Here is a 16970-nt window from a genome sequence, read left to right as displayed (position 1 = left end):
CCGAGGACGCCCGTCTTGGCAGCCTCACGGCGTCTGCCGTACGGTGGTAGGTAGTAACCCACGGGAGCCCGGTAAACCGGGCTGAGAGGGGGGCTGAGAGCCCCCGACCGTTGAACCTGATCCGGATAGTGCCGGCGCAGGGAGGAGAGTTGCCGTGTCGTCCCTTGGGCGTCTACATCTGATTACTGACACTCGACCTGGGCACAACCCGCTCACCGTGGTGCGGGCTGCCCTGTCGGTGGCCCGAACCGAATTGGTCGTCCAGGTCCGCGTGACCGATGACGCGACCGACCGGCAGGCGTACGACCTGGCCCGTCAGGTGAGCGCGCTCTGCGCCCCGTACGGTGCGACCTGCCTGGTGAACGATCGGCTACACGTGGCCCTGGCGGTCGGTGCTGCCGGTGGCCACGTGGGCGCCGAGGACCTGCCGGTCGGGGCGGCCCGCACGGTGCTCGGCTCCGCCGCCGTCCTCGGCGCCACCGCCCGGGACGCGGACACCGCCGTCGAAGCGGTCGCCGCCGGGGCCAGCTACATCGGGGTCGGGCCGGTGCACCCCACGACCACAAAGGATGGTCTGCCGCCCGCGATCGGTGTGGCGGGGGTGCGAGCGGTCGCCGCCGCGGTCTCCGTACCGGCGATCGCCATCGGGGCGGTGACGGCAGCGGACGTGCCCGCGCTGCGGGCAGCTGGCGCGTACGGAGTGGCGGTGATCGGTGCGCTCTCGCACGCCGCCGACCCCGCCCGTGCCGCCACCGAGCTGATGGCGGCACTGACGTGGTGAGTGATCTCGTCGCCGCGGGCGGCGACCGGCACCTCCCGTCCAGGCCCGACGTCGCGGTGGTCGGGGCCGGGCCGATCGGCTTGGCCATCGCCTGGCGGTGCGCGGCCCGCGGGCTGCGGGTCGTCGTACACGACCCGGATCCCGGCTCGGGTGCGGTGCACGCCGCCGCGGGAATGCTCGCGCCGGTCGCCGAGGCGTACTTCGGGGAGCACGAGCTGACCGGCCTGCTCACCGAGTCGGCGGCGCGCTGGCCGGCGTTCGCCACCGAGCTGGCCGCCGCCTCCGGCACCGAACTCGGCTATCGCAGCGAGGGCACCCTGATGGTCGGGCTCACCGCCGACGATCACGCGGCGGCCCGCCGGCTCTGGGCCTACCAGCAGGGTCTTGGACTGCCGGTCACCCCACTGCGCCCCTCCGAGCTTCGAGACCGCGAGCCGGCGCTGTCACCCCGGATGCGCGGTGGCGCCTACGCCGGCACCGATCACCAGGTGGACCCGCGACGGCTGGTGTCGGCGTTGCGCATCGCCACCGAGCGGGCCGGGGGAGTGCTGGTGCCGACGCCGGTCCAGCAGTTGACCGAGGTGACCGCGGAGATCACGGTGGTCGCGGCCGGCTGCGGCACCGCTGCCTTGACGGGGCTGCCGGTTCGCCCGGTCAAGGGCCAGGTGCTTCGGCTCCGTGCTCCCGGTGCGCCGGGCTTCCAGCATGTGATCCGGGGCTTCGCCGACGGGGAGCAGGTCTACCTGGTCCCTCGGCAGGACGGGGAGGTGGTGGTCGGGGCCACCTCGGAGGAGCGCACCGACACGTTGGTGACCAGCGGTGCGGTGCTGCGACTACTCCGGGCCGCCACCGACCTGGTACCCGAGGTGGCTGAGTACGAGCTGATCGAGGCGGTCGCCGGGCTCCGCCCGGGCAGCCCCGACAACGCGCCGATCCTGGGCCCGCTCCCGGGCCGGCCGGCGGTGCTCGCCGCGACCGGGCACCACCGGCACGGGGTGGTGCTCACCCCGGTCACCGCCGACCTGATCGCCGACCTGATCACCACCGGTACGCCGGATCCGCTACTCGCTGCCTTCACCCCGGAACGCCTCGGCCCGGGGCTGCCCGATCCACCCGCCACCGCCGACCCGGCGTGCGGAGTCGCCGGGCCCCGGCTGACCCGACAGGAGGAGTCGTGGAACTGACGGTGAATGGCCTTGGGCACAGCCTGCCCATTGGCTCCACTCTCGCGGACCTGGTCCGGACGGTGACCGAACAGAAGCGTGGCCTGGCGGTCGCAGTCAACGGCGAGGTCGTGCCGCGGGGCGGCTGGTCGGTAACCCTGCTGTGTGACGGCGACCGGGTCGAGGTGCTCAGCGCCGCGCAGGGCGGGTGAGCGGGGTGTCCTTCGAACTGGGCGGGGTACCGATCCCGTCGCGCCTGGTCCTCGGTACCGGCGGGGCGGCCAACCTGACCGTCCTGGAACAGGCGATCCGGGCTTCCGGCACCGGCCTGGTCACCGTGGCGCTGCGCCGGGTCGACACCACCCACGGCACCTCGGGCGGCCTACTGGACCTGGTTGACCGCTGTGGCGTTCGGCTGCTGCCGAATACCGCCGGCTGCTACACGGCGGGTGAGGCGGTGAAGGTGGCTCAGCTGGCCCGGGACGCGTTCGAGACCGACTGGGTGAAGCTCGAGGTGATCGGCGATGAGCGCACCCTGCTACCCGACGGGGTGGAACTCCTGCGGGCCGCGGAGGAGTTGGTCGCCGACGGTTTCACCGTGCTGCCGTACACCTCGGACGACCCGATTCTGGCGCGTCGGCTCGCCGATGTCGGCTGCGCGGCGGTGATGCCGGCGGGCTCGCCGATCGGGTCGGGGCTCGGGGTGTCGAACCCGCACCACATCCGGCTCATCCGGCAAAGCGTGACGGTTCCGGTGATCTTGGATGCGGGGATCGGCACCGCCTCCGATGCGGCGCTCGCCATGGAACTGGGCTGTGACGCGGTGCTGCTGGCGAGCGCGGTGACCCGGGCCGCCGATCCGGTGGCGATGGCGACGGCGATGCGGTACGCGGTCGAATCCGGCCGGCTCGCGTACCAGGCGGGTCGGATACCGCGCCGCTTTCACGCCCTCGCCTCGACTCCAGACGATGGGCGGCCAGAGCTGTGATCGGGCCGACCGGCCTGGTGGTGCTCACCGATCGCCGGGCTGCGCGGCGACCGCTCGTTGAGGTTGTCGCCGCGGCGGTGGCCGGCGGTACGCGCTGGGTGGTGCTGCGGGAGCGGGACCTTCCCCGGGCCGAGCGGGCCGCCCTCGCCGATGAGCTGCGTCAGGTCCTCACCCCGGTCGGCGGTACGTTGGTCGTCGCCGGCCCGGATCCGCTCGGCGGCGACGCGGTGCACCTGCCGGCGGCGGGTCCGTATCCGCCACCGCGACTCGGACTGATCGGCCGTTCCTGCCACGACGAGGCGGAGCTGGGCCGGCTCACGGTTGAGGACTACGCCGTTCTCTCCCCCGTCTATCCAACGCCGACGAAGCCCGGCTACGGCCCACCGCTGCTTCCGTCTGGGCTGGCAACGCTGATCAAGGCCAGTCCGGTCCCGGTGGTGGCGCTGGGCGGGATCGAGACGTCCGGGCAGGTGCGCGACTGTGTGACGGCGGGAGCCGCCGGGGTGGCGGTCCTGGGTGCGATCATGCGGGCCGAGGACCCGGGCGCCGTAGCCGCCGCCCTTCAGGGAGCCTTCGACACCGTCTCCAGCGCAGGTGTGCGATGACGCCCCGCACCGTCCTCACCATCGCTGGCTCGGACTCCGGCGGGGGCGCCGGCATCCAGGCCGACCTGAAGGTCTTCGCGGCGCTGGGGGCGTATGGCACCAGCGTCATCACCTCCGTCACCGCGCAGAACACCTGCGGTGTTGACGCCGTGCTGTCGTTGCCCCCGCAGACCGTCACCGACCAACTGGAGAGCGTGCTTACCGACTTCACGGTGCGGGCGGTGAAGACCGGCACGCTCGGTAGCCCGGCGATCGCCGACGCGGTCGCTGTCGCGGCGGGGGAGGGTCGACTGCCGCAACTCGTCGTCGACCCGGTGCTGGTGGCGACCAGTGGGCGTCGGCTGGGGACGGTCGCGGCGGTGGAGCGGTTGCTGCCGTTCGCCCGGGTGGCGACGCCGAATCGGGCGGAGGCCGCGGCCCTCACCGGCGCCCGGGTCGAGACGGTCGAGGAGATGGTCGTCGCGGCGAAGGCACTGGCCGCCGGCGGACCGGAGTATGTCGTGGTCACCGGCGGGGACACCGACGGTGATGAAGCGGCGGTGGACGTGCTTCACGGCGAGGACGACACCACCCAGTTCCGGGCGGCCCGGGTGTCGACCCGGCACAACCACGGGACCGGATGCTCGTACTCGGCGGCCATCGCCGCCCGGCTGGCGCTCGGTGATTCGGTGCCGGTAGCCGTCGCGGCGGCCAAGGAATACGTGACCCGGGCGCTGATCGGCGCTCGGGGCTGGGAGTTGGGCGCGGGACGCGGACCACTCGATCACTTCAGCTGGTCCGTCTGACCTATAGGGAGGCTGTCATGCAGAAACGTCGCAAGGTCTACGTCGAGGGGTCGCGGCCGGACATCCAGGTGCCCTTCGCCGAGGTTGACCTCGCCGGAGACAACCCGCCGGCGCGGCTCTACGACACCTCGGGACCGGGCTCCGACCCGGAGGTGGGGCTACTGCCGATGCGCGGCAAGTGGATCGCGTCGCGGGGGGACGTCGCCCCGGTTCGCGGCGCGGGTACGCCGTTGGCGGGGGTGGACGGCCAACGGCCGACCCAGCTCGCGTACGCCCGGGCCGGTGTGGTGACGCCGGAGATGGAGTTCGTGGCGATCCGTGAGGGGGTGGCGCCGGAGCTGGTGCGGGAGGAGATCGCGTCCGGCCGGGCCGTGCTGCCGCTGAACGTCAACCACCCGGAGTGCGAGCCGGCGATCATCGGCAAGGCCTTCCTGGTGAAGATCAATGCGAATATCGGCACCTCGGCGGTCAGCTCCTCGATCGCCGAGGAGGTGGAGAAGCTGACCTGGGCGACCCGGTGGGGCGCGGACGCGGTGATGGATCTGTCGACCGGTAAGCGGATCCACGAAACCCGCGAGGCGGTCGTGCGGAACTCCCCGGTGCCGATCGGCACCGTGCCGGTCTACCAGGCCTTGGAGAAGGTCGGTGGCGATCCCACGAAGTTGAGCTGGGAGGTGTTCCGGGAGACCGTCATCGAGCAGGCCGAGCAGGGCGTCGACTACATGACCGTGCACGCCGGGGTGCTGCTGGCATACGTGCCGCTCGCCGTGGAGCGGGTGACCGGGATCGTCTCCCGTGGTGGTTCGATCATGGCGGCGTGGTGCCTGGCCCACCACGAGGAGAACTTCCTCTACACCAACTACCGGGAGCTCTGCGAGATCCTGGCCCGCTACGACGTGACCTTCTCGCTCGGCGACGGGCTGCGCCCCGGCTCCATCGCGGACGCCAACGACGAGGCGCAGTTCGCCGAGCTGCGTACCCTCGGTGAGCTGACAAAAATCGCCTGGGAGTACGACGTCCAGGTGATGATCGAGGGCCCCGGGCACGTGCCGATGCACAAGATCAAAGAAAATGTGGAACTGCAGCAGGAGTGGTGTCACGAGGCGCCGTTCTACACGCTTGGTCCACTGGCCACGGACATCGCGCCCGCGTACGACCACATCACCTCCGCTATCGGCGCGGCGATGAGTTCCTGGTTCGGTACCGCGATGCTCTGCTATGTCACCCCGAAGGAACACCTCGGGTTGCCGGACCGGGACGACGTGAAGGCCGGCGTGATCGCCTACAAGATCGCCGCGCACGCCGCGGACCTGGCCAAGGGGCACCCGGGCGCCCAGGAGTGGGACGACGCGCTCTCCAAAGCACGGTTCGAGTTCCGCTGGGAGGACCAGTTCAACCTTGCGTTGGACCCGGAGACCGCGCGTGCCTACCACGACGCCACCCTGCCGGCTGAGCCAGCGAAGACGGCCCACTTCTGCTCGATGTGTGGTCCGAAGTTCTGCTCCATGAAGATCACCCAGGATCTCAAGGAGTACGCCGCACGCGGCATGAAGGAGAAGTCGGAGGAGTTCGTCGAGTCCGGCGGTCGGGTCTACCTTCCGCTTGCCTGATCTCCGACCACCGTGGCACCCCGACCAGCAGGCGGGGTGCCACGGTGCTGAGCGGGACACCCACGTTGACCGGGGCCGTCGAGACCGGGCGGTCGAAGGATGGGACGGGCTCGGGGTAACGGTGCCCGGTCAGTCGGCGTGATGCCGGCCGACAGAGCGCAACGAGCGGCGAGCGCTTTCCCGATCGGGTTCGTTGTTGGGCACCGGCTCGCTCAGCCCGGCGACCCAGTCAACGAACTCCTCGTCCTGTGCTGGTAGCCGGACCTCCGCTGTCGACTCCGCTGCCTCGTCGGCCCGGGAACGACTGCGCCGGAACAGGCCTCGGCGGCGCGGGGCGGGAGGCGTTGCGCCGGCCACCACCGGGTTGTCCGCGGTGCCCGGGTCGGCCTCGTCCTCGTCCGCTACCGGACGCGGCCGGGCCGCCGGTACGGGGCTGCCGGTGGTCGGCGCGGCCGAGTCGACCTCGGCCGGAGCTGGAGGTATCGGGGGGACTGCCGTCGGCTCGGGGGCGAGCAGCGGTGCGGGGCTGGGTGTCGGTGCGGGGCTGGGTGTCGGCTCGGGCTTGGAGGTCGGCTTGGCGCCGGGTGCCTGGTCGGGGCCGGGCGTCGGCTCGGGCTCCGATTCCGGTAGGCGTTTCCTCGGTGGCCAGCGCAGTATCGTGGTGGCTCGTTCGACTGGACGTTCGATCAGTGGCCAGCGCAGCATCGCGGCAGCGGCCGAGCCGAGCCCGCCGGCGACCACCGTGAGTAGGGCGGCGTAGTACGGCGTGGCCTGGTAACGGTCCGCGTCCGCCCCGGGGCCCGCGACCAGGTACGCGCCGGCTAACAGCATCGGCCCGGGGAGCCCGGTCAGCGCGCCGACGGGTGTGGCCTGCCCGCGCCGACGGGCGAGGCCGCCCGTGCCGGCTCCGGCCAGCAGTGCCGCCACCGGAAGGCCCAGCAGGCAGAGGCGGTCCGCCGCGGCGGGATCGAGCCAGGAGGGTTCCCACACCCCGAGGCGTACTGCCCGAAGTGGGCCGGTGTCGTTCAGCGACGGGGCAACCGAGGCCAGGGCGAGGAACCAGACCAGGCCGGCGACGAACGCCATGTTCCAGCGCAGCGGGGGTCGGATGAGGACGGCCAGCGCCGCGCCCCCGCCGAGCACCGCGCCGAGGAGTGCACCAGTGGCGACGGACCAGACCGGCTCCACGACACCCACGTCGGCGGCTCGGGCGGACTGCATTCCCAGCGGCGCGACGACCGTGGCGCCGAGCGCGGCGGCGCCCGCCACGGCGGCCCGCCGACCAACGCTGATCAGTGGGGCTTCCCGGCGCGCCAGCCGTTCGGCGCAGATGGCACCGATGACAGCGGCGTTCGCCGCCAACCAGGCGACCCAGGCGAGTTGTGCGGGCCACTGGTTGACGCCCGCACCGGTGAAGGCGCCGGAGAAGCGCACGATGCCGAAGCCGAATGCGACGCCGAGCTGTCCAGCTCCGGCCAGCAGGCTTACCGCGAGCGCCGTGAGCAGTAGCTTGCCCAAGGTCCGAAACGCCATGCCGGGCACGTTACGGTCCCGGTGCGGGCGGGCGCCACTGGCACGCCGGGGCGGGTGCGGTAGCCCGCCCCCCGGCGTTGGGTTACTTGAGCTCGACCAGCCGGGCCAGGTAGGTCGTGTCGCCCGTGTTGGTGAGCATGTGCACCGCTCCCGGATCCCGGTAGACGACGCCGCCGGTTGGCTCGTCGGCGTCGATCCGGTCGCCGTCGATCGTCTGCACGACGTTCTTGGCACCCTGGATCGCCACCACCAGATACGGGTGGTCGTGCCGATGTAGCGGCTGCCGCTCACCGGGTGCCAGCCTGATGTGCCAGACCCGGACCCGGTCGTTCTCGAAAACGATCTCCTGGCCCACCGGGCCCAGCTCAAGGTCGGTTGTGGTCATTGCAGTCCATCCAGTTGGGGGAGCACCTCGGCGGCGATGAGCTCCAGGTGGTCGAGGTCGGCGAGGTCGAGGAGGCGCAGGTGGACGCGGCTCGCTCCGATCGCAGCGAACTCGCCGATGCGTTGGACGAGCTGCGCGGGCGAGCCCACGACCGCGTCCTCCGGGGGCAGGGCGCTCGGTCGGTGTAGCGGAGCGGCGCGGTGGCGTGCCTCGGCGTCGGTGCGGCCGACGGCCACCACAATCCCCGCCGAGAGCGTCAGTGGTTGCCGCCCGGACTCGGCCCGGCCAGCGGCATCGCACGCCTCCCGGACCCGCTCATACGCCGCCGCCGTCTGCGCGACGGTGGTGAACGGCATGTTGAACTCGTCGGCATACCGGGCGGCCAGGTCCGGGGTACGCTTCGCGCCGCGACCGCCCACGATCACCGGTGGTCCGGGGCGCTGGACCGGCTTCGGCAATGCTGGCGCGTCAACGAGTTGGTAATGCTCTCCGGTGTAGCTGAACCCGACCCCCTGCGGGGTACCCCACAGGCCGGTGACAATCTCCAGCTGTTCGGCCAGCCGGTCGAACCGTTCGCTGACGCTGGGGAAGGGAATCCCGTACGCGGTGTGCTCCCGTTCGTACCAGCCGGCGCCGATCCCCAGCTCGACCCGGCCACCGCTCATCTGGTCGACCTGCGCCACCATGACGGCCAGTGGGCCGGGTAGCCGGAAGGTAGCCGATGTGACCAGCGTGCCGAGCCGGATCCGGCTGGTCTCGCGGGCCAGCGCGGCCAGCGTCAGCCAGGCATCCGTGGGACCCGGCAGCGCCGGGTCGTCGCCCATCGCCCGGTAGTGGTCGGCGCGGAGGAAGGCGTCGTAGCCGCAGCGCTCCGCGTGGCGGGCGAACTGGAGCTGGTCGTCGTAGCTGGCGCCACGGTGTGGTTCGGTGAATACCGAGACGAGCATCAGGGCACCTCCATCGATGCGGGTTCCTTCTCCGCGAGCAGTTCGTGCAGGTCGGCGCTGACCCGGGCGACATCGGCCAGATGTGCGTTGCGGCCAAGCGTGCGCGGACGGGGGATGGAGACGTCGACGATGTCGCGGATGCGGCCGGGGCGAGGGCTGAGCACGACCACACGGTCGGCCAGTAGGACCGCTTCTTCGATGGAGTGGGTGACGAAGACGACCGTCGCCGATGTCTCCATGTGCACCCGTTGTAGTTCGCCGGAGAGTTCCTCGCGGGTGAGCGCATCCAGTGCGGAGAAGGGCTCGTCCATCAGCATCACCCGGGGTTCGCCGATCAGTGAGCGGCAGAGCGAGACCCGCTGTTGCATGCCGCCGGAGAGCTCGTGTGGCAGCCGCTTCTCGAACCCGGCGAGGCCGGTCAACTCCAGTAGCTGCCGGGCCCGATCGCGGTGTTGGGCCCGTTTCCAGCCGAAGATCTCCACCGGGAGGAGGACGTTGTCGAGCACCGTGCGCCAGGGCAGTAGGGCCGGTCGCTGGAACAGCATCGCGACGTCCGGTCGGGGGTGGGTGACCGGTGCGCCAGCGACGGTGACCTCCCCGATCGTGACCGGGAGTAGTCCGGCGATGAGTCGGAGCAGAGTGGATTTGCCGCAGCCGGAGCGACCGAGTACGGCAACGAACTCGCCGTCGCCGATGTCGAGGTCGATGTCGCGCAGGGCCTCGACCTGGCCGGAGCGGCCATCGAAGCTCCGGGATACCCCGGACAGCCGGATCATCCGCGGACCTTCCTGAGTTGACAGTCAGTGATCAAGGGACAGAGTACCGGTCGGGCGTGGCAATGATGCTGGCTGGGGTGGGATTAGTTGTGTCCGTTCCGCAACCCGATATGCCTGGTGGCGCGGCGACGGATTTCTCGTACGCTGTGCCACCGAAGAGTCCCCTCACGATGGCGGCACCGGCTTCACCCTTCGGGTCGCCGCCACCCGACTACCCCGCCGGTGGCGCTCGGCCCCGGTCGGAAAGGACAAGGTGCACTGATGAGAAGGCTGACCCGTACGGTCGCCGCGGCCACGATGGCCGCTGCGCTGGCGATGGTTGGGGCGTGTAGCAGCGACTCGGACTCCACCGAGGGGGGTGACGGCGCGATGGAGAAGGTAACCTACCTCACTTCCTTCGGAAACTTCGGCCGGGACTCCTACGCCTGGGTGGCGAAGGAGAAGGGCTTCTTCCGCGACGCGGGTTTTGATGTCGAGATCAAGCCGGGGCAGGGCACCGGCAGCACTATTCAGATGGTCTCTGGTGGCAAGGCGGACTTCGGGCCGGTCGACCTCACCGGTAGCCTGCTCCAGTTCGGCAACGGCGAGGCCAAGGACTTCGTCGTCGTCGCCGCGATCCAGCAGCGCACGATGGCCGGCATCGCCACCGTCGAGGGTACGAACATCGCCACGCCGAAGGACCTCGAGGGCAAGAAGATCGCGGACTCCCCCACCTCGGTGGTCCGTAACCTCTTCCCCACGTACGCGGAGTTGGCCGGGGTTGACGCGAGCAAGGTGACCTGGGTCAACGGTCAGCCGCAGGACCTGATGGGCACCCTCGCCGCCGGCACGGTCGATGGCATCGGGCAGTTCGTCGTGGGCCAGCCGACCATCGAGGCGATCGCCAAGAAGAAGGCGTTCATGCTGCCGTACAGCCAGTACATGCAGGACCTCTACGGCAACGCACTGATCACCTCCACGAAGATCGCCGAAGAGAAGCCGGAGATGGTCAAGCGGTTCAGCGAAGCCCTGTTGAAGGGCTTGGACTACGCGTTGGACAACCCGCAGGAGTCGGCCGAGCTGCTGAAGAAGAACGTTGACTCGACGAACGTCGAGTCTGCCCAGGCGGAGCTGGAGTTGATGGCCGGCTACGTCCGGTCCAGCAACAGCGGTGCGACGCTGGGCACGCTGGACAGTGCCCGAGTGGCGAAGAGCATCGCCATCCTGCGGGGTGCGGGACAGCTCAAGCAGGAGCTCGAGCCCGACCAGGTCATCGACTTCAGTCTCGCCCCGAAGGCCTGATCGACCACCGTTCGGGGGTGTGGACCGGGGCCCCGGTCCACACCCCCGCCGTGTGCCGGCTCGCCGCCGGCAGGAAGGAGGGAAGGCTGTGACCGAGACCCGGACCCGCCTCGAGGGATCGTCGGCAGGGGTGGTGGATCCGCCCGCGTCGGCCGCCCGCCGACGGCGGGCGATCCCGGTCGGGGCTGCCGGGCTTCCGTTCCTCGGACTGGTGATCGCACTGGCCTGTTGGTGGCTGGTCACCACCGGGTTCGGCCTTGTGCATCCGGCCGCCCTGCCGTCACCGCAGTCCGTCGGGGCCTCGATGGTCGCGCAGAGCGATGTGCTCCTGCCCGCACTCGGGATTACCACCTTGATGACGGTGGTGGGCTTCCTGCTCTCGGCGGCCGCCGGGGTGCTGATCGGGATTGCGCTGGCCGCGTCTCGACAACTCGAGCGGATGTTCGCGCCGCTGCTCGTCGCCGTCAACGCGGTGCCGAAGATCGCGCTTGGCCCGCTCCTCGTGGTGTCTTTCGGCTGGGGTGCGAAGCCGGTCCTGACGATGGTGTTCCTGCTCTGCTTCTTCCCGATCGTGCTCTCCACCGCGACTGGTCTGACGACCACCCCGGCAGACCTCGCCGAACTGGCGCGGTCGCTGCACGCCTCCTGGTGGCAGTCGTTCCGGAAGGTGCGCTTCCCGGCCGCGCTACCGCAGGTCTTCGTCGGCCTCAAGGTGGCCATGCCGCTGGCGGCCATCGGGGCGGTGATCGGGGAGTTCTACTCGGACCAGCCAGGCCTGGGCTACCAGATCCTGCAGTACAACGGGATCGGGGAGACCGCGACGGCATGGGCGGCGATCGTGTTGATTGCTGCGATGAGCATCGGGCTCTACTCCGTGCTCTACCTCGTCGAGCGCCTCGCCCTGCCCTGGGTTCGCGCGACCACGTCGGCTCGATGAACCAGCCGCCATGACCGGGCCCGCCCGGCCCGGTGACACCGGGCCGGGCCGAGGTGTCAACCGGCCAGATGCCAGCGGCCGTTGCGCACGACCAGAGTGGTCAGTGCCTGCGGCATGAGGCCGGAGTGGTTGTCCGGAGTCAGTCGGATCGGACCCGAGAGACCGTCCATCTGGGTGGTCTCCAGCACGGCCCGGATGCCCTCCCGGTCGGGCTTGTCACCGCTGCTGCCGGACCGTACGGCGGCATCGGCGATGAGCTGGAGGGCGTCGGCGGCGAACGAGGACGAGCCGTGGTATCCGCCGAAGCGGGCGGTGTAGTCCTGGAACCATTGGCGTCGGGCCGCCTTCGCCGGGGTGGTGGCGATCACGTCGTCGATCACCATGGTCTGGGTGAAGACCATCGTGGCGTTCTCCGCGGCCTGGGCCGTCGTACCGAGGAAGAGCTCGCCCGCGGCCGAGGCATCAAAGTAGAGCGCGCCCTCGTAGTCGGCCTTTCGGGCGGCGACGGCGGCGAGATCAGCCTGCTCGGCGCGGGCCCAGAGCACCAGTGCTTCGGGCTCGTCCTCAGTCAGCGCGGTGATCTGGCTGGAGACGTCGGTGTCGGTGGCGCGGACGGTCTGCACACCCCGGACCTCGATGTCGGCCTTGTCCAGCGCGGCCTCGAGGACGGTGAGCCCCTCTTCGCCGTAGGCGTCGTCGCTGCGCAGTACTCCCACCTCACCGATCTTGTTGCGGTGAAGCTCGACAGCGAGGGCTTCGGCGCTGTCAGGTGCGCTCGGAGCCAGCTTGAACACGTAGCGGCGCTCCGTCGCCGGGCTGCCGATGGCCTCGGCGGCGGCCAGCGCCACCGTCGGCATCTGCTGCCCGTTGACGGTCTCCACCGCACCCATCGCGCACTCGTTGCAACCGCCCATGACGATCGCGCTTACCTGGGGGTCGGTGCTGAAGTCGGTGACGTTGCGGAGGGACTCGCTCGCGTCGGAGCGGTTGTCCTTGACCCGGAGCTCGATCTGCCGTCCGTTCAGCGCGCCGGATGAGTTGAGCTGTTCGGCTTTGAGCTCGAGCGCCCGTTGGTAGGTCTTGCCTAGTGGTGCGCCGGGCCCGGACAGTTCGAGGTCGGCGGCGATGATGATCGGGCTGGTGTCTTGCTCCTCCGTGCCGAGCTGGCAGGCGGTGAGCGTGGCGGCCAGGACGGCCGAGGTGAGTGCCGCGGTTGCGGAGCGGATGGGGCTCAACGTTGTCCTCCAGGTACGGCACGGGAGCCGGCGGATCGTCCGTTTTTTCGCTGGGAGGTCGATCACTTTTCCCGTACGGTGTGCGCGCAGCCTGGAAGACCTTGCCAATGTCGGGCCCCCGTGGTCAAGCGGGCGGGGCGGAGGTGTTTCGGGACGAACATCTCACATGCTGGGGTGACGTAAAGTTTGCGCCTGACTACAATAGTGCATTGGTATAGCAATACGTGTCTACATTGCCTGTTCAGAGCGGTGTTGAATTGGTGGCATTTGTGGACTGTGGCATCGCCTGGCCCGCATCCGGTCCTTTCTGGCTCCAGCTCGACTTCCCAAATCCCGTCTCGTCTGATGAAATCGCGGCCGTGCCGCGCATGGTTTCTCTTCTGCTGGACCAGACCTGGGTCGGCGGTTCAAGCGTGGATGAAATGACGGAGGCGATGTCGTGAGCACCGGACCGACGACCCTGCCCGCAAGCAGTGGCATTCAGCAGCCCAAGCGGCGCTGGCTGCCTCAGCTCCGCAATGCGCGAATCCGCTCGAAGCTGGCGCTGATCTTGGTCGTGCCGGTCGCCGCGGTCATCGCGCTGGCCACTGTTCGTCTGATCACAGTCGGCGAGGGTGCGTACGACGCCACGCGGGCCAAAGCGCTCACCGAACTCTCCGTCGACATCTCGGCCCTTTCCCAGGACTTGCACACCGAACGAATGGCGGCTGCGGTCTATATCTCGTCAACGGGAGAGGCGGAAGCCGCCGCTGACGCCTACAACCTGCGGGTGCGCAGCACCGACGAGCGGGTGCAGGCCTACCGGGAGGAGCGCGAGCTCTTCGACGAGTTGCCCACCGCTGTCAGCGACCGGGTGGCGGCCATTGACGGGCACCTCGAGACCCTGGACGCGATTCGACAGCAGGTGCTGGACCGTAAGCAGATGGCGGTCGCCGAGTCGGCGTTGCGCTATGGCGTCATCCTGACCGACCTGGTGGCCTACGGCGACGGCCTCGCCCAGCTCCCCGGCGACGAGCGGTTGGCGGAGGCCCGGCGGGCGGTCGCGGCCTTCGCCCGGGCCAAGACAGCAGTCGCCGAGCAAGAATCCGTCGCCTACACCGCGTTGAGCGCCGGCGGCTTCGACGAGGAGCAGCACTCCTCCTTCGTGGCGACGTTGACCAGCCAGCAGGAGGCGCTACTCGCCTTCGCCCTCGCCGCGGAGCCGTGGCAACGCTCGTTCGTGGAGAACACCATCTCGGGCGACGCGGTCACGCTGTCGGACACGGTCGCCGTGGACATCGGCCGCTCGGTCGGGCAGCAGTCTCTGGTGAGCGCGGCGGAGGCCAGCGCCGCCATCGGTGCCGTCCACGACCTGATGCGGTGGACTGAGGCCCGGCTCCAGGCGGAGCTGCTCGCCGATACCGAGCAGGACCGTGCGGACGTCCTCCGGCAGGCCGTCATCGAGTCGCTACTGGTGCTCTTGACCCTGATCATCGCGGTCACCCTCGCCGTGGTGCTGGCCCGTTCGCTGAACCACTCGCTGCACCGGCTGCGGGAGGGTGCCCTCGCCGTGGCCAACCACGATCTGCCGGAAGCGGTACGTCGCCTGCAGAGCATGGAGGCGGTTGACGAGGGCGGGGTTGACGAGATCGTCCGGGAGATTCGGGATCCGATCCGGCTGACCAACCAGGACGAGGTTGGTCAGGTCGCCGTCGCCTTCAACGTCGTGCACCGGGAGGCGGTCCGGGTGGCGGCGGAGCAGGCCGCCCTGCGGACCAGCGTCTCGGCGATGTTCCTCAACCTGGCCCGGCGGAGCCAGACGCTGGTTGACCGCATGATCGGGGAACTGGACGCGATCGAGCGTGGTGAGGAGGACCCGAAGCGGCTGGCCCGACTCTTCGAACTGGACCACCTGGCCACCCGAATGCGTCGCAACGACGAGAACCTGCTGGTCCTCGCTGGAGCTGACTCGACCGCACCCCGACAGGAGGACGCTCTCCTGGTGGACGTGCTACGAGCCGCGCAGTCCGAGGTCGAGCTCTACAACCGGATCGAGTTCGGCACCGTTGACACGGACGTGTCGGTGGCCGCCCACGTGGTCAACGACGCGGTCCGGCTCGTCGCCGAACTACTCGACAACGCCACCCGCTTCTCGCCGCCGAATACCACCGTGGTCGCTGACGGGCGGCGGATTCGCGACTACGTGCTCATCCAGGTCGAAGATCGTGGTCTCGGCCTCTCCGACGAGCAGCTGGAGTCGCTCAACCGGCGGCTGGCGGAGCCGCAGAGCGTCGATGTCGCGGCGTTCCGGCTGATGGGTCTCGCCGTGGTGAGCCGGCTCGCTGAGCGGCACAGCATTCGGGTCGAGCTGCGCCGCAACGTTGAGGGGGGCATCGTCGCCCAGGTGACCCTGCCGACGGCTGCGGTTGTGTTGCCCGTTGGGCGGGGGCCAGCCCAGCTCACCCGACCTCGCCCGCCGCTTGCGGTGGAGCCGGGCCCGTCAGCCTCGGTCGGCTTTGGTGACCCGGTGGCGGTAGCCACGAGCGCCGCCACCCTGCCGGAGCAGCGGCAGCCCGAGCCGACCCCCTGGCCGGCGCCGGCGGTTACCAGCGTGGTGCCGGACCAGACCTTCGGGGTAACCGGGACCGAGCCCAGCCTCAGCGCCGCCAGCGGTCTGGGCGCAGCGCCCACCACGTCGCACCCACTGCCCCAACGGAACCCCACGGGTGAGTCGTCGGTGGCGACTGCGGCCTTCCCCACCGTGGCCGCTACCCCGCCGTCGCCAGTCGAGCCGCCAGCCAACACGCTCGGCACTGACAGCACGCTGACCGGCGGGCTCGGCGCGGATTTGGCCGCCACCGCATCGATCGATGCCGCACCTTTGTCCGCGCCGCCGGCGGAGGCCCCGGCAGAGGCACCGGCGGAGGCGCCGATCTTCCGGGAGATGGAGGCGGTCTGGTTCCGGACGCACGGCAACGATGCGACCGCCATCTTCACCCGGCCGGATTTCGACAAGGCAGCCCCGGACCCGTCCGCGACAACGAGCTCCCCGGTCTTGCCGCAGCTACCCACCCGGGCGCCCGGAACGACGATGACTCCGCCGGCCGCCACCCCGGCGCCGTCGTATCCCCCCGCTCCCGCTTCGGCTTCCGCCCCCGCCGGACCGCCGCCCGCCGTGCCGCCGATCAGCGTGCCGCCAATCAGCGTGCCGCCGGCCAGCGAGCCGCCAGCGTCGCCGAGTGCCTCTGGAGCCTCGGCCGGCGGTGGCAATGCGTGGCGCACCATCGCGGATGAGGGTTGGAGCCGGGCCACCCAGGCTGCCGAGCCGACCAATGGTGGTATCACCCGTTCCGGGCTGCCGAAGCGGGTGCCGAAGGCCCAACTCGTCCCCGGTGGAATCGAGCCCCGGGCCCGGGAACGGACCCGCCGGACGCCGGACAACGTCCGCGGCCTGCTGTCGGCGTATCACCGTGGCGTGCAGCGCGGCCGTTCGGCCGGGTCGGACCCCAACAGCACCTCGAGCAAGGAGACGAGCTGATGAACAGGCCAGCGACCATGCAGGACATGGGTTGGCTGCTCAGTAACTTCGCCGACAGCGTGGCGGGCATCGCTCACGTGGTCGCGGTGTCCGCCGACGGGCTACTGCTCGCTTCGTCCCGGGATCTGCCCGCGGACCGTGCAGATCAGCTCGCGGCCATCACCTCCGGAGTGGTGAGCCTGACCGACGGCGCGTCCCGCATGTTCAGCGCCGGCGGCGTACTTCAGACGGTCATCGAGATGGACAGCGGCTACCTCTTCCTGATGTCGATCAGTGACGGGTCGTCTATGGCGGTACTCGCTGCCCGCAGCTGCGACGTCGGGCAGGTCGGCTACGAGATGGCGCTCTTGGTGGAACGGGTCGGTGCCGCACTGGTGCCGTTGCCTCGGGACGCGGTGTCCTCATGATCATTAGGCTCCGGACAGCG

Annotated in this window: 17 protein-coding genes and 1 riboswitch; of the genes, 12 read left to right on the top strand and 5 right to left on the bottom strand. The window is 70.2% G+C overall.

All coding sequences use genetic code 11. The features are described from left to right. Window positions 1-50: 50 nt before the first annotated feature. Window positions 51-160, top strand: a riboswitch (TPP riboswitch). The 7 genes from thiE (at window position 155) to thiC (ending at window position 5932) form a co-directional block, all read left to right on the top strand. Beyond that, window positions 155-781: a thiamine phosphate synthase gene (gene thiE / locus SALPAC4_RS0105365; RefSeq protein ID WP_027644383.1), complete on the top strand. Its 627-nt coding sequence runs from the start codon at window positions 155-157 to the stop codon at window positions 779-781. It overlaps the preceding riboswitch by 6 nt. Further along, window positions 775-1965 (top strand): glycine oxidase ThiO, encoded by a 1191-nt coding sequence (thiO, locus tag SALPAC4_RS0105360; protein ID WP_019869462.1) that lies wholly within the window; start codon window positions 775-777, stop codon window positions 1963-1965. Before thiE ends, thiO begins: the two co-directional genes overlap by 7 nt. Continuing rightward, complete coding sequence (thiS, locus tag SALPAC4_RS0105355; protein WP_019869461.1) at window positions 1956-2156, top strand: sulfur carrier protein ThiS; 201 nt, start codon at window positions 1956-1958, stop codon at window positions 2154-2156. Before thiO ends, thiS begins: the two co-directional genes overlap by 10 nt. After that, entirely contained in the window at window positions 2153-2932 is a 780-nt protein-coding gene (locus tag SALPAC4_RS0105350; protein ID WP_019869460.1) for a thiazole synthase, read from the top strand. Before thiS ends, SALPAC4_RS0105350 begins: the two co-directional genes overlap by 4 nt. Continuing rightward, on the top strand, window positions 2929-3537 hold the full coding sequence (locus SALPAC4_RS0105345) for a thiamine phosphate synthase (protein WP_019869459.1): 609 nt from the start codon (window positions 2929-2931) through the stop codon (window positions 3535-3537). The genes SALPAC4_RS0105350 and SALPAC4_RS0105345 overlap by 4 nt, the downstream gene beginning before the upstream one ends. Then, the gene (thiD, locus tag SALPAC4_RS0105340; RefSeq protein WP_019869458.1) at window positions 3534-4322 is read left to right on the top strand and encodes a bifunctional hydroxymethylpyrimidine kinase/phosphomethylpyrimidine kinase; all 789 of its coding nucleotides are present in this window, start codon (window positions 3534-3536) and stop codon (window positions 4320-4322) included. Before SALPAC4_RS0105345 ends, thiD begins: the two co-directional genes overlap by 4 nt. Before the next feature lie 17 nt (window positions 4323-4339). Next, a complete protein-coding gene (gene thiC / locus SALPAC4_RS0105335) occupies window positions 4340-5932 on the top strand; it encodes a phosphomethylpyrimidine synthase ThiC (protein WP_019869457.1) in 1593 nt (530 codons plus the stop codon). A 129-nt stretch (window positions 5933-6061) separates the two neighbouring features. Here the strand turns inward: thiC and SALPAC4_RS0105330 are convergent, their stop codons facing one another. The 4 genes from SALPAC4_RS0105330 to SALPAC4_RS0105315 all read right to left on the bottom strand — a co-directional run bounded on the left by SALPAC4_RS0105330 (window position 6062) and on the right by SALPAC4_RS0105315 (window position 9573). Further along, window positions 6062-7465 carry a hypothetical protein gene (locus tag SALPAC4_RS0105330; protein WP_027644385.1) on the bottom strand — a complete coding sequence of 468 codons (1404 nt, stop codon included), beginning with the start codon at window positions 7463-7465 and terminating at the stop codon, window positions 6062-6064. Between the two features lie 82 nt (window positions 7466-7547). After that, window positions 7548-7850, bottom strand: a complete 303-nt coding sequence (locus SALPAC4_RS0105325; protein ID WP_018222607.1) for a cupin domain-containing protein — start codon at window positions 7848-7850, stop codon at window positions 7548-7550. Beyond that, window positions 7847-8797, bottom strand: coding sequence for an LLM class F420-dependent oxidoreductase (locus SALPAC4_RS0105320; RefSeq protein ID WP_019869456.1), 951 nt, complete (start codon window positions 8795-8797; stop codon window positions 7847-7849). Before SALPAC4_RS0105320 ends, SALPAC4_RS0105325 begins: the two co-directional genes overlap by 4 nt. After that, window positions 8797-9573, bottom strand: coding sequence for an ABC transporter ATP-binding protein (locus SALPAC4_RS0105315; RefSeq protein ID WP_019869455.1), 777 nt, complete (start codon window positions 9571-9573; stop codon window positions 8797-8799). The genes SALPAC4_RS0105320 and SALPAC4_RS0105315 overlap by 1 nt, the downstream gene beginning before the upstream one ends. A gap of 261 nt (window positions 9574-9834) precedes the next feature. On the opposite strand from SALPAC4_RS0105315, the gene SALPAC4_RS0105310 reads away from it, so the two are divergent. Continuing rightward, entirely contained in the window at window positions 9835-10854 is a 1020-nt protein-coding gene (locus tag SALPAC4_RS0105310; RefSeq protein WP_027644386.1) for an ABC transporter substrate-binding protein, read from the top strand. Window positions 10855-10942: 88 nt separating this feature from the next. Further along, window positions 10943-11791, top strand: coding sequence for an ABC transporter permease (locus tag SALPAC4_RS0105305; RefSeq protein WP_019869453.1), 849 nt, complete (start codon window positions 10943-10945; stop codon window positions 11789-11791). Window positions 11792-11847: 56 nt separating this feature from the next. On the opposite strand, the gene SALPAC4_RS0105300 is transcribed toward SALPAC4_RS0105305, so the two are convergent. Further along, window positions 11848-13026, bottom strand: coding sequence for an ABC transporter substrate-binding protein (locus tag SALPAC4_RS0105300; RefSeq protein WP_019869452.1), 1179 nt, complete (start codon window positions 13024-13026; stop codon window positions 11848-11850). Window positions 13027-13286: 260 nt separating this feature from the next. On the opposite strand from SALPAC4_RS0105300, the gene SALPAC4_RS27700 reads away from it, so the two are divergent. From SALPAC4_RS27700 to SALPAC4_RS0105290, 3 genes are read left to right on the top strand one after another with little or no spacing between them, the layout of a single operon-like run. Next, window positions 13287-13469, top strand: a complete 183-nt coding sequence (locus SALPAC4_RS27700; protein ID WP_155252730.1) for a hypothetical protein — start codon at window positions 13287-13289, stop codon at window positions 13467-13469. Continuing rightward, window positions 13466-16543, top strand: a complete 3078-nt coding sequence (locus SALPAC4_RS0105295) for a sensor histidine kinase (RefSeq protein ID WP_019869450.1) — start codon at window positions 13466-13468, stop codon at window positions 16541-16543. Before SALPAC4_RS27700 ends, SALPAC4_RS0105295 begins: the two co-directional genes overlap by 4 nt. Next, window positions 16543-16950, top strand: coding sequence for a roadblock/LC7 domain-containing protein (locus SALPAC4_RS0105290; RefSeq protein ID WP_012015079.1), 408 nt, complete (start codon window positions 16543-16545; stop codon window positions 16948-16950). Before SALPAC4_RS0105295 ends, SALPAC4_RS0105290 begins: the two co-directional genes overlap by 1 nt. Window positions 16951-16970 lie beyond the last annotated feature (20 nt).

This window comes from Salinispora oceanensis, from assembly GCF_000383575.1.
Lineage (GTDB): Bacteria > Actinomycetota > Actinomycetes > Mycobacteriales > Micromonosporaceae > Micromonospora > Micromonospora oceanensis.
Note: the sequence above shows the minus strand (reverse complement) of the source record. Positions and strands in the feature narration are given on the sequence as shown.

Excerpts from the sequence above, each read along its gene's own strand:
- thiD (WP_019869458.1), top strand. The coding sequence starts at position 3,534 with ATGACGCCCCGCACCGTCCTCACCATCGCTGGCTCGGACTCCGGCGGG.
- thiC (WP_019869457.1), top strand. The coding sequence starts at position 4,340 with ATGCAGAAACGTCGCAAGGTCTACGTCGAGGGGTCGCGGCCGGACATC.
- SALPAC4_RS0105330 (WP_027644385.1), bottom strand. The coding sequence starts at position 7,465 with ATGGCGTTTCGGACCTTGGGCAAGCTACTGCTCACGGCGCTCGCGGTA.
- SALPAC4_RS0105325 (WP_018222607.1), bottom strand. The coding sequence starts at position 7,850 with ATGACCACAACCGACCTTGAGCTGGGCCCGGTGGGCCAGGAGATCGTT.
- SALPAC4_RS0105320 (WP_019869456.1), bottom strand. The coding sequence starts at position 8,797 with ATGCTCGTCTCGGTATTCACCGAACCACACCGTGGCGCCAGCTACGAC.
- SALPAC4_RS0105315 (WP_019869455.1), bottom strand. The coding sequence starts at position 9,573 with ATGATCCGGCTGTCCGGGGTATCCCGGAGCTTCGATGGCCGCTCCGGC.
- SALPAC4_RS0105310 (WP_027644386.1), top strand. The coding sequence starts at position 9,835 with ATGAGAAGGCTGACCCGTACGGTCGCCGCGGCCACGATGGCCGCTGCG.
- SALPAC4_RS0105290 (WP_012015079.1), top strand. The coding sequence starts at position 16,543 with ATGAACAGGCCAGCGACCATGCAGGACATGGGTTGGCTGCTCAGTAAC.